10 protein-coding genes are annotated in these 12536 nt (G+C 49.0%); 4 read left to right on the forward strand and 6 right to left on the reverse strand.

Translation table 11 applies throughout. The annotated features are described in order from the left end of the window. Window positions 1-75 precede the first annotated feature (75 nt). From BZJ18_RS00315 to BZJ18_RS00330, 4 genes are all read right to left on the reverse strand, one after another. Window positions 76-774 carry a LysR substrate-binding domain-containing protein gene (locus BZJ18_RS00315; protein ID WP_077454879.1) on the reverse strand — a complete coding sequence of 233 codons (699 nt, stop codon included), beginning with the start codon at window positions 772-774 and terminating at the stop codon, window positions 76-78. A 105-nt stretch (window positions 775-879) separates the two neighbouring features. Then, on the reverse strand, window positions 880-2346 hold the full coding sequence (locus tag BZJ18_RS00320; RefSeq protein WP_069586798.1) for a lactate dehydrogenase: 1467 nt from the start codon (window positions 2344-2346) through the stop codon (window positions 880-882). An 18-nt stretch (window positions 2347-2364) separates the two neighbouring features. Then, the gene (deoD, locus tag BZJ18_RS00325) at window positions 2365-3075 is read right to left on the reverse strand and encodes a purine-nucleoside phosphorylase (protein WP_069586729.1); all 711 of its coding nucleotides are present in this window, start codon (window positions 3073-3075) and stop codon (window positions 2365-2367) included. A 22-nt stretch (window positions 3076-3097) separates the two neighbouring features. Continuing rightward, a complete protein-coding gene (locus BZJ18_RS00330; RefSeq protein ID WP_069586728.1) occupies window positions 3098-3268 on the reverse strand; it encodes a XapX domain-containing protein in 171 nt (56 codons plus the stop codon). Between the two features lie 517 nt (window positions 3269-3785). On the opposite strand from BZJ18_RS00330, the gene BZJ18_RS00335 reads away from it, so the two are divergent. The 4 genes from BZJ18_RS00335 to BZJ18_RS00350 all read left to right on the forward strand — a co-directional run bounded on the left by BZJ18_RS00335 (window position 3786) and on the right by BZJ18_RS00350 (window position 7461). Next, entirely contained in the window at window positions 3786-4700 is a 915-nt protein-coding gene (locus tag BZJ18_RS00335) for a siderophore ABC transporter substrate-binding protein (protein WP_206744397.1), read from the forward strand. A gap of 79 nt (window positions 4701-4779) precedes the next feature. Beyond that, a complete protein-coding gene (locus tag BZJ18_RS00340) occupies window positions 4780-5727 on the forward strand; it encodes an ABC transporter permease (RefSeq protein ID WP_069586726.1) in 948 nt (315 codons plus the stop codon). Then, the gene (locus tag BZJ18_RS00345) at window positions 5720-6667 is read left to right on the forward strand and encodes an iron chelate uptake ABC transporter family permease subunit (RefSeq protein ID WP_077454880.1); all 948 of its coding nucleotides are present in this window, start codon (window positions 5720-5722) and stop codon (window positions 6665-6667) included. The genes BZJ18_RS00340 and BZJ18_RS00345 overlap by 8 nt, the downstream gene beginning before the upstream one ends. A gap of 5 nt (window positions 6668-6672) precedes the next feature. Further along, a complete protein-coding gene (locus BZJ18_RS00350; RefSeq protein ID WP_077454881.1) occupies window positions 6673-7461 on the forward strand; it encodes an iron ABC transporter ATP-binding protein in 789 nt (262 codons plus the stop codon). A gap of 41 nt (window positions 7462-7502) precedes the next feature. Here BZJ18_RS00350 and yddG read toward each other — a convergent pair whose 3' ends face one another. Both yddG and BZJ18_RS00360 read right to left on the reverse strand, forming a co-directional pair. Then, complete coding sequence (gene yddG / locus BZJ18_RS00355) at window positions 7503-8414, reverse strand: aromatic amino acid DMT transporter YddG (protein WP_077454882.1); 912 nt, start codon at window positions 8412-8414, stop codon at window positions 7503-7505. Between the two features lie 60 nt (window positions 8415-8474). Then, a complete protein-coding gene (locus BZJ18_RS00360) occupies window positions 8475-12230 on the reverse strand; it encodes an EAL domain-containing protein (RefSeq protein WP_077454883.1) in 3756 nt (1251 codons plus the stop codon). Between the last annotated feature and the right edge of the window lie 306 nt (window positions 12231-12536).

Below are 12536 nucleotides of genomic sequence, written 5' to 3' on the forward strand. Positions count from 1 at the left end.
CGTCGCCCTTAAAGGTTAAGATAGCCCAAAAATTCACCGTCGACTAGTGAAATTATCATTGCAAACGTGTTTTTTTTACTCTGGGACAAGCTGGCCAGTAGAGCTTTGTAACTCATTGATTAAATGCGACTTATCGCTGCCATCTAACCAGACAAGATAAAGCTGATGAACCAATGCTGGGCTGGTGCCTACCAGATGCAGTTGTCCACGGTCGATGTATGGCTGAATAGCCAGAGACGGTAGAAATGCAACGCCGCCGTGGGTGAGTAAATAATTAAGCGCAAGGTGACACGATTGGGTATGGAGGACGGGTGGACGCTGCAATGCCTCAATACGACTTTGCTCGACAGCAAAGCGGGTTCCCCAATCCAAATAGACGATCGCTAAGTCTTGGATATCTGCCATGGTCACATCGGGCAGGTGGCTGACCAATTGCAATTGATAATCGCCGAGGTGATGGGAGTGCAATCCTTCGAGTTTGGGTAATTCAGACGTCAGACCGGCATCAATGCGCTTTTCAATCAATTGACGCGCCAGCATTTGTCGAGGCGTAGCTTCAGCGCGGATCACCCAATCAGGTTGATTGGCACATATACGATTAATCCAGTCACTGACCCCTTCTAGTTCCCAAAGCGTTGGGGAGGCTCCAATAGTGTCGAGCTRACGAATCCGAAAACTGACTGCCGATTGCGTCAAATAGAGGTTATCGGCCGCGTGGCCAAAATGACGTGTTTTACTGACCTCTATRAAGGTACGAAGAAGTTGAATATCCAAATAAAACACCCTGTAAAGAAACCACAGTCTTATTTAGGCAACAAAAAGTGATACGCGTCAAGTCACACCGCGTGATTTATCAAGGGAATGGAAAGGAAGCCGCGGTTAAAGGAGCAGATCGGCCAATGTTAGCGGTCGGTCGGTCAAACCAAGGTGCTGAGCCGGTGTTTGGTGCTGCTTGTCTTGCCAACACAAGTTGTGCCACGCGCGGTAAATATCAAGCAGAGGAAGCAGGCCGCCGGGACGTAAGCGTCGACGAGGTTCATTGACTAACAGCGCAAATTGCTGATGAAAATGTTGCTGATATTTCTTCAATGCATCGCAGCTAGCATGGGTTAACCAGTACGCTTCTTTGCCTTTTGCTTGGCCATGATCGCAAATGGCTTTTGTGCCTTCACCACTGCGCGTAAACGCCCAGCGATCGCGCCACCAACTGAGTAATACGATATCAATTTTCTCAGGCTCTGCGCCGGGTTGCCAGTATGCGTCCTGTTCAACGTATACGTGACTGACGCGTTTATCCCGAATGTCAGCTTCAAAGACGGATAAGCAGGCAGAGCGAAGCAAAGGCTCTTGCGGTGAAAACACCACAATGTTTTGCCAATGCGCCAATAAGGGCTTGAGATTTAGGTAGTGTGCATAGGTTGTGTACTGTGGACGTATCAAGGTGCCACGGTTAGGATAGATAAAATGCAGTGGCTGGGTATACGGGTCTTCCACATTCGAGCGGGCGAAAACCGCGCGATATTTTGCATCCACGCGACCGAGTAATCCCTCGGGTGTCGCGAGTGTTTCGCTTCGGTCGACATCAGGCGCACTGGCGATAAATCGACAATGATCTTGATAGGGATCGTGCTGAGCATTGACCACTGGGTGATCGTACGAATGATAATTCACGTCTTGCAGCAACACATAACCGCTATGTGCTTCCCCCGTGGCGAGCCATTGCACGCCATTTTGACTGTGTGGCTGCAAAGGTGCGTGTACGCTAGCAAGGTGGCCTTGGGTGGTTTCGCCTAAAAAGCGCGTATCATAAGCCGCAAGTTTTTGCCGACAGCGAGCGGCAATATGGTTGAGATGATCGTAAAAGGTCTTGGGGTTCAGCGTTAGACGGCGGCAAATCTCTCGCACCGTGTGGCCTGTGAACAGGTAGGCCAACAACTTTTGCTGTAACTCACTTTTTTTATTCACCCCCGACCAGCGATCGACGAAGGTGCTTTGACACCCTTTACAGCGATAGCGTTGTTTATCACCGCTGTAGCCAAATGCATGGTAGCAGGCTCGGTGGGTGAGTACGGGTTTGCCCAGATGTTCGCAATCTGGGTTGGTGCAGGCGCATAAACCATCGGCATGCAGTTGTCGCTGAGTGATCAGCTCTGCATGCACTTGGTGGTTGTTGAGCAATGGAGGAAACGCACCACACTCACGGCATACCAAGGTTGGGCGTGCCGGATTGGTGTGCTGAACCAAGTAATGCTGCTCATCAGTGGACCCAAAATTTGGGCAAGTGAGCGTTTTACAAAAGTTCAGCTGCAAGTCACCGGCAGCTGGGGGCAGTTTGCCGCTAGACACGTTTCCTCCGATCAACACTTACAGGTTGATCGCTGTTTCAAGCGATACAGTCATCATTTCGTTAAATGATTTCTGACGCTCGTCTGAGCTCAAGGCTTCACCACGGATGATGTGGTCAGACACAGTCAAAATGGTCAGTGCGCGCGCGCCCAGCTCAGCGGCCACACCGTAGATACCTGCCGCTTCCATATCAACCGCAAGGATGCCAAGCTTGTCCATGGTGTTGAACAGATCCGCTTCAGGGCTGTAGAACAAGTCTGCAGAGAAGACGTTACCCACACGAACAGAAACGTTTTGTTTACGCGCTTCACCTACTGCCGTTTCCAGCAGATGGAAGTCAGAGATCGCAGCAAAATCGTGGTTCGCGAAACGCGTGCGGTTCACTTTAGAGTCGGTTGATGCACCTTGTGCAACAATCACATCCATCAGTTTTACATCGTCTTTCACAGCGCCACAGCTACCAACGCGAATGATATTCTTCACGCCGTAGTCTTTGATCAGCTCATGCACGTAGATTGAGCAAGATGGAATACCCATACCGTGGCCCATCACTGACACTTTTTTCCCTTTATAGGTGCCGGTGTAGCCAAACATGTTACGTACGTCAGTGACACGCTCTGCGTTTTCCAAGAAGTTCTCGGCAATGTATTGCGCACGAAGTGGATCACCTGGCATCAGGACGGTTTCAGCAAAGGCGCCATCTGCGGCATTGATATGTGGGGTAGCCATAATGTGCTCCAATTATCTTAAGTTAAGAGAAAAAGCGTTCGATCACGGCCTGATAGGCCATGCCGCCAAGGTAGATACCAACAATGCCCATGATCCCCGATAGTACTGGGGGAGCAGGCAGTGGTAGCTTGATCGCGCTGAAGAAAAAGCCAACGATGGCACCAGCGACGACCGCAAGTAAAATCTCGTTCATTGTAACCCTCAAACAACTTATTAGATGCAGTCAAACTCATGTCGGTGCCGATTTTGCGACAGTTCTAACTGTCTTTATTGTCTTTGCTCTGGCGCCGGATGAGATGGACTCAGTGTATGTAACAACGCCCTAGTAACGCGCGATCCTGATCACAACTATCTGCATATTACCGCGAATACCCCCTAATGGTTACCAAATATGTTGATAGTGTCGATGCAATCGCTTGCTTTTTGGTCATTCAGAGCATGACGTGTGATCACGTAGGCCTTTTTGATGGTGTGTGAGGGGATAGTGGCGCAAACAAAAACAGTTCTTTTGCGCCAGATCAAGGTAGGCATCAGCCGTCACTGAGTCACTTTTGCTGTTGATCGCTGCTCGGATAGCAAACATAGATTGATGTCTCTTATCTTGCGCAATATCAATATAATTATAAATATGAACGATTCTCACTTCTATTCGTGACTTCGTTTTTTAATTGCGCTAGCATGCTGCCATCAACCTTGATGAGGAACTAGCGATGCGAGCTTTTCGTTCAATTTTTCAACTTGTTATCTTAACGACATCTTTACTATTTGGTAGCCAAGTCGCGGCAAAAACCATTGAGCATGCGATGGGTACAATCGAGATAGATGGCGTGCCACAACGTGTGGTCGTGTTGGGCCAAGGTAKCTTAGACGTGTTAGATCGTATTGGTGTTGAGCCTGTGGGTGTGGTCAAGTCACTGATGCCCGACTATCTTGCGGACAAGTACCAAGATGAAAAGTACGTCGCCGTGGGTACGGTAAAAGAGCCGGACTATGAGGCTATTTTCATGGCTAAGCCGGACCTGATTATTGCTGAAGCACGTATGGCCTCCCTGATGAAAGAGTTGGAAGAAATCGCCCCGACGATTATGTTCCAAGCAGACTACAACCAATATTGGCAGAGCGTGCAGAAAAACTGGCGTATGCTGGGTCAAGTCTTCGACAAACAAGACAAAGTGGAAGCAATCATCGCAAAGATGGATGCCAAAATTGCTAGCACACGTAACAAAGCCGCTGCGGATAACTTTAATGCGTTGATGGTGATGAGCAACGGTAGCAAAGTGGCAATGTTCGGCGAGAAAAGCCGCTTTGGTATGGTGTTTGATGAGCTCGGCCTAAAACCTGCGAAAAGCGACGATGTCGAGGTCGCCGGCTCTCATGGCAACTTGATTTCTTTCGAGTATATTGCCGATGCCAACCCAGATGTACTTCTTGTGCTAGACCGTGAGCAAGCCATTGGGGAAGGTGTGGGTAAAGCGAAAGCGCGCTTTGATAATCCACTGGTTAACAAAACGCCAGCCCATCAGAACAACCGTATTAGCTATCTAGACCCAACGGCGTGGTACATCACCATGGCGGGCATGACGGCGATGGATAAGATGATCGACGATGTAAATCGCGTTCTCTAACCGCCAAATAACTGGCTAATATTGACCCGGGCATTCCCCGGGTCTTTGTGATTGTAAGCGTCTCAACGGTAGTTGTGTTGTGAAATACCTTTCTATACCCGTACTCGTGATTCTCGCGCTGTTATCGATTTCGATAGGGGTGGCGCACGTATCGATTGAAAATCTACTCGCAGGCGATGCGCAAGCGTGGACCATTTTTACCACCAGTCGAATTCCGCGATTATTGGCCATCTGTTTGGCGGGTGCCGGCCTCAGTGTTGCCGGCTTAATCATGCAGCAGATTTGTCAAAACCGATTTGCCTCACCTGATACCACCGGCACCATTGATTGTGCGTTGCTGGGTTATGTGTTGACGCTGGTGGTCTTTGCCGGCGCGAGCCAGTGGTTGGACTTGGCCATGATTGTCGGGACTGCCATGGCGGGCACATGGTTATTCGTTCGTTTTCTGCAGCGCCTCAAATTCAAAAACACGGTACTGGTACCACTGATTGGCATCATGTACGGCAACGTGGTGTCTTCGCTCACTCAGTTTCTTGCTTACAAATACGACCTGATTCAGACCTTGCAGGCATGGACGGTCGCTAACTTTTCGTCCGTGTTGTCGGGTAACTACGAAATCTTGTTTGTCGCTGTGCCTGTTTGTGCCATTGCTTACGCCTATGCCAGTCAATTCAGCGCCGCCAGTATTGGCGAAAGCTTTGCTAAAAATATTGGCTTGGACTACCAAAAAGTGGTGCTGTTCGGCGTGATGGTCGTGGCGCTTTTGTCTTCGGCCGTGGTGATGATCGTAGGGGTGATCCCTTTCTTGGGCCTGATTGTTCCCAACGTGGTGTCCTTATTTATGGGCGATAACATTAAACGCAATCTGCCATGGACTGCATTCTGGGGCGTTGTGCTGGTGTTGAGCTGTGACATTTTAGGTCGAGTGTTGATTTTCCCTTACGAAGTGCCGATCGCAATGATCATTTCCATTCTTGGGGGCGCGGTCTTTATTTATTTAGTCATGAGGGATAAAGCCAATGCGTGATGTGGTTAAACTCTCTCTTGTCTTCCTCGGTACGTTGGCCGTCGCTGGATACTTTCTGGGTCATGGCCTTACAGCGGATAACTACGCCTATTTTCTCTCGCGTCGTACCCCGAAAGTATTGGCGATCGCCCTCGCAGCAGTGGCTATTTCGGCGTCATCGTTAGTGTTCCAAACCATTACCAATAATCGCATTCTTACACCGTCGATTCTTGGCTTCGATAGCTTGTACATGTTGTTGCAAACAACCTTGCTGGTGGTATTTGGCGCATCCAGCGTATTGCTGATTAATCCGTATTTAAATTTTGTGGTATGCGTGATCTTAATGACGATTAGCGCCACGGTTTTATTTACGCTGTATTTTCGACGCCGACGCGCGAACATTTACACCTTACTCTTGATTGGTATCGTGCTGGGGAGTGTGTTTGGCAGCATCAGTCAGTTTTTTACCTTGCTGGTCGACCCGAGTGAGTTTGCGGTGCTGCAAGATGCGATGTTCGCAAGCTTTAACAATGCGAACCGTGATTTGGTGTACATGAGTGTTCCGGTGCTCGCATTGTGCTTGCTCGCGCTTTATCGCTATGCCAATCAATTGGATGTGTGCTGGCTAGGAGAAGACAACGCGATTAGTCTTGGCGTCGATATTCGCCGTCTGACCCTTAAAGTGATGATGATTATCGCGGTGATGATTGCAGTATCAACGGCGCTTGTCGGCCCAGTGCTGTTCTTTGGCTTGATTGTGGTTAGCCTCGCGCGACAAATGTTCATCAGCTATCAGCACCGTTTCTTGATTATCGCTACCAGTATTTTGGCCGTGTTCTTGTTGCTAACCGGTCAGTTTGTTGTTGAGCAGTGGTTTGGCTTTGAAACCACTGTCAGTGTCATTATCAACTTTGTTGGCGGGAGTTACTTCCTGTACCTGCTGACTAAAAATAAGTTTTAACCATTATGATTGAACTGATCGAACTCTCTAAATCCTATGGGCAAACCAAGGTAGTTGACCAAGCCAGCGTGCTGTTTCCACCGGGAAAAGTGACTGCAATCATAGGGCCCAATGGCGCAGGGAAAAGTACCTTGTTATCGATGGCCAGTCGACTGACTGACAGTGATGCGGGGCAGGTTTTAATTGGTGAGAAGCCGTTGGCCGAGTGGAGCAATGAAGCATTGGCGAAACGTCTTGCGGTGTTGCGCCAGTCCAATAATATCAATATGCGCTTTCGCATTCGTGAATTGGTCGCGTTTGGTCGCTTTCCTCACTCAAAAGGCCGTTTAAGTGACGACGATAATCGGATCATTGATGATGCCATCGCGCAGCTTGGTTTGGAGGAGCTTCAAGACCGCTTTATCGATGAGCTGAGTGGGGGCCAGCGCCAGATGGCCTTCATTGCGATGGTTGTAGCGCAAAATACCGACTACATCTTTTTGGATGAGCCGTTAAATAACCTCGATATTCGCCACTCTGTGGCCATTATGCAGACGGTGCGTGACTTGGCGCACCGCCATAATAAAGCCGTGGTGGTGGTGATGCATGACATCAACTTTAGCGCATGTTACGCCGACAATATGGTTGCGATGAAAAACGGTGAAGTGGTTGCCAGTGGTTCGGTGAACGAGGTGGTAACGAAGCCGGTGATGGAAAGCATTTATGAGATTGAATTTGATGTGAAAGACATCAATGGACAACGTATTTGCCTTTATTACGGCGCCCCGACACCGGCGTTGGCGCTGGCTCAGTAAACGGTCTCCAGTCACGAACATGACTGGAGACTACCGTGTGACTAGTGCGATTTTGCGGTACTTGGTGTGTTATGGCTGGTTGGTGCACGAGTCAGCCACCAACTGGCCAGTGAGCCAAGCGTCACCATCGCCACGCCTTGCCAGAAGGTGAGCGTTAGTTCGGTCGACAAAAGAATGGCGGACAAAAATGTCGATAAAATCGGGATGAAATAAGACAAGGTCGCCAAAAACACCAAGTTACCCTTAAGGATGCCAAGGTTCCATAATCCGTAACCGCCCCCCATTGCCGCACCGGCTAATAGGACATAACCGACGTCTGACCAAGAAGCGGAAAATGCTGGCGCGTCGGAGAGCGCGAAACCGATCCAGAGTGTGATGGCGGTGGCGATAAAGAACCAAGTGATACCATTTTTTCCCTGCGCACTCATGCGAGTCAGATTACAGTATATGGCCCAAATGATGGCACCACTGAACGCCAGTGTGTAGCTCAATGGATTAGAGTGAATATTGGCGACTAAATGTTGCCAAGACACCCCCTGTTTGCCACCAACGGTCCAAACGACGCCTAAAAAGGCGACCATCAAGGCTGGGTAAAGCCAAAGACTGACTTTTTGACGTGTGATGAGCACGGAAAAAAACACGGTTAGACATGGCCACAAATAGTTAATCACGCCCATTTCGATCGCTTGTGTCCGCGTATTGGCCCACGCTAACGACAACGAAAGGCATAACTCGTAGACCACGAATAACACGCCGCCAACAATCAAGTAGCGGCGCGGAAAGTCACTGAGTTTAGGTGTCCCGACAAAAAGCACTAAGCAGAGCGCTGCGATAGAGTAAATGGCAGCAGCGCCACCCAAAGGGCCAAGCAGTTCGGTCACGTGGCGAATCAGGGCGACATTGCTGCTCCACAGCAGGATCGCTCCACACCCCGCAAGCGTGTATTGATTCATAACAGGCAGTCCAAGCAAAAAAGCTTAAATTGCCTATCTTTTCGGCATCACGCAACCCCATCAAACATCTTTTTGTTTCTTCAATGCTTTTTTTGCAAGTAATGTATCGAGTGGCGTGGGATGATCGATTAAGAATCCCTGAACATAATCGATACCAATGTCTTTGACCAAAGCGAGTTTTTCTTCATCAGAGACCCATTCAGCCACGGTTTTATACTGCATGGTATTACAGATATTGACGATGGATTCGATAATCACGCGATCTATTTTATTTTCCTTATCAGCCAAGTTTGCCACAAATTGACCATCAACTTTGACCACATCGACATTAAACAGTTTGAGATAGTGGAAGGAGCATAGTCCTGAGCCGAAATCGTCAAGCGCCACATGGGCGCCATAGGCACGTAGCTCGTCAACGAAAGAAATGGCGGAGTTAAGGTGGCTGATCAGTGCCGATTCCGTGATCTCAAAACATAGCCTATCGGTGGGGAAGACAGACTCGGCAACCAATTGTTTGAGTCGGGCCTGGAAGTTGGGGTCACTGATCGAATGGGCGGACAGGTTAATATTGAATCTTAGCCCAGAATCTGCGAGCTCTTGTGCGCGAGTAGTCAGGACATAGTTCGTCACCCACTCATCAATATCGCGGATATGACCAAAAGCTTCTGCGGCGGGAATAAACTCTCCGGGGCTCACAATGCTGCCATCGGTGTCCACCATACGGACCAATAACTCGTACCAGTGTTCGACTGTCGGCCCTTCAACCGGCGCAACTTGCTGACCATAAAGTGTAAATCTGTCTTCAGCCAACGCTCGGGTGATTTTACCGACCATTTGCATATCATTATGCCGTCCTTGTGCCGAGCCTGAAATATCATCGTATTCCACGATCTGACCGCGGCCTGTGGATTTGGCGGAATACATCGCCACATCCGCGCGACTCATCAAATCGGAAAGGGAAAGTGCATTATCGGTGACATTGACAAGTCCAACACTGGCACTGATAGAGAAAATACGCTCCCCATACGGGAAGGATAGTTGTTCTAAGCGATGGATAAGCGTTTTAATGGTGTGTTTAGCATCATGCATATTGCAATTGGTCAGCAGTACCGCAAACTCATCCCCGCCTAGGCGTGCGACCGCATCGTCACTGCGAATGTTATCGGATAAGGCTTGGGATACTTGGCACAACACTTCATCCCCAGCGTGGTGACCCACCGAGTCGTTAATGATCTTAAATAAATCGAGATCGATAAACGCTAATACGGAAGGGATATCCATCTCTCGCGCTTGCACGAGGTGCTGTTCCATGAAGGTTTCAAATGCGCGTCTATTGGGCAGTTGTGTCAGAGGATCGTGGTTGGCATTGTAATCGAGCTGTGCCATTAAGGCGTGCTGCTCTGAGACATCTCTCAAAACCACCACATAACCACGATGCGATTGTTGCTCGTTATCGCCTAACAAGGGAGAGATGGCGACAGAAACATACACTTGTTTGGTGTTATTGAGCACGAGCCGATAGGCATCTTGAATATGGGTTTCGAAATGCGTGTTGAGCTGTTGTTCACTGAGGAACGACAAGCGAACCGGCTCTCCATGATGGAAAAGATAAAATACATCATCGACCGATTGGCCAATCGGGGCCTGCATACGATAATTGGCAAGTTTTAGGGCGGTATTATTGAGATAGACCAAATGGCCTTTCTCATTCAAGGTGATCACGCCATCATTAATAGAATTCATGACCACATTGAGTTGTTCACGCTCGGATGCCAAAGTCGCGTTTAATTTATTAATTTCGGTGTTATCCCAATTGGCTCCAATCATGCGGATGGGCTGGCCGTTATCATCAAATTGCGTTGTCGCTAAGGCACGCAAATACCGCGTGTGCCCTTGCCGATCAATGATACGAAATTGCGTATCAAGCTGTGCCATATTGGCGAAGGCTTGCGTGAGTTCATCCTGAACGCGTGGAAAGTCGTCAACATGAATATGTTGTTGCCAGGTGGCGAGTGTTTTGCAACCGGCGCCTGTCGCTATGTCATAGAGCTGATACATTTGTGAATCCCACTCGAGGCGGTCTTCTTGCACGTGATATTCCCAAATCCCGATGTTAGCCGCTTGTGTGGCGGCTTCTAGCCGACGTCGAAGCGTATCGTTTTGCACATTTGCTAAGTACTGCTCGGTAATATCAATCGCAGTACTGAGCACAGTTTGGGCGTCATCGTCTTGGCGTGCGGAAGATTGGCGAAGGTAACGATACTCACCTGATGCGTTTTGAAAACGAAATACTTCAATGACACGTTCAGTATGGCCATCAACAAGCAGCTTCATGGCCTGCTCAAGCGCAGGGCGGTCTTCGGGATGAATCCGTGCGAGCCAAGCTTGATAGGTGCGAATCTTCTTGGCTTGAATGCCGAGTAAGGGCGCAGACCAATCAGAAAAGATCAGTAAACTTGTTTGGGTGTTTAATTCGAATACCGCGAGCTTGTTGATATCAAGTGCAAACCGCCAGCGCGCGAGCCAACGTTTTTGTTCACGTTGTGCCGCTTTGAGTTGGTTGATATCTTCGACTTGGCTGATCAGATGGGTAACATGCCCGGCGTGTTTGTCACGTACCGCAGTAACAGAGAGCCGCCCCCAAACAACATAACCATCGCTGCGGACAAAGCGCTTTTCCATCCGCTTATTATCAATATTCCCGATGATCAGATCGTTAAAATAGGCCTTCAACTCATCTTGATCTTCCTCTCGGGTAAAGCGAGAAACATGGACGCCGCGTAGCTTGGTCTGTCGGTAGCCCCAAAAGGTTGCAAGGCTCTGGTTGATATCTTGGATATAGCCGCGCGAATCGAGTATCGCCATCCCAATTAATGAATTGTGCATAGCCTGAGTCAATAAGGAGTGTTGCTGAGTATGTTGGCGTTGATGCTGGCGATAGCTATAAGCCAGTTGAGTCATACATACCCCAATAACGAGCGTGCTCGCGGCAGTGGCCAGCATGGGGATGGAGGCTTGGTAGCTACTTTCTAGGTGAAAGGTCAATACCCCCATGGCACTCAGCACATCAAAGCTCAATACCGCCAACGCGATCGTACTCAGGCCAATTAAGCGGCTCTGTAGGGTGGCGGCGAGGAAAAATAGCCCAGTCAATGCGATAAATGGATAAGGAATAGCGTAGAGCACCGCAGTGATCAGTGCGAATAAGGCCACACAGCTGGCTAATAAATAGCTGGGAGATGTGTGAACAATCAGTGCATTTTGTCGTTTAGAACGGCGCTCGGCATTGATCACTAACAAGAGTGGAAAGAGGGCAACAAAGCCGATCAATTCGCTTAGATACCAGCGTCCCAAGGCGTAGTCGACATGCATCGCGTCGTGAAAGGAGAGTACGCTGGCACCTAAAACCGCACCGAGCAATGGTGAAAGCACGATAGTGGGTCCGATACCGCGAATAAACGGCCACATACCTTCCAAGGCATGACCAAAGCGCACCCGCATGGAGCGGTAAAGAAAACAGCCCAGTAAGGCTGTCGAGCCGTTAATTAAGGCAAGACTGATACTGAGTGATGAGGGGATGCCCATCAAGGTATCGGCATAATAAATGCCAACGATAAAGCCAAGCAGGCCAATTGGCCACGCATAGCGAGGGAAGCAAGTAAGCGCAAAAGCACCGGCTGCGGAGGCGTACCAGATGATGGCGAATTGCTCGCTGTCGGGGAGGACGGCAAGTGAAAACCACACGAGGGTAAAGCCAGTGACTGCAAGCGCCAAAAATGCATGGGTGGAATGGCGTACTCGCCGACTAAAAATCATGAGTCTCTCGCTAATAACAACAACCTATGGTCAGCTTAGCCCACTTTTACGTGATTAAGATGGGAACACAAGGATTTTCGAACTGTAGTGAGGACTCTGCGATTTTGGCCTATACGGCTTTGGTCTAAATTTGATCTCATTCACCGACTTTGCCAAAAAAGCATGTAATTAGTATGAAATTGTGTACAAAAATAAAGCAAGGCAGAGTGGCGATGTGTTAGTCATTTCAATACAAGCATAGCCACAGATGGCAAGTGACTTAACAGGGATAGGTGACGAATGACAAACAAGGAAACAGTTCCGCTG

Origin of the sequence: Salinivibrio sp. IB872 (genome assembly GCF_001995345.1) — a bacterium.
GTDB lineage: Bacteria > Pseudomonadota > Gammaproteobacteria > Enterobacterales > Vibrionaceae > Salinivibrio > Salinivibrio proteolyticus.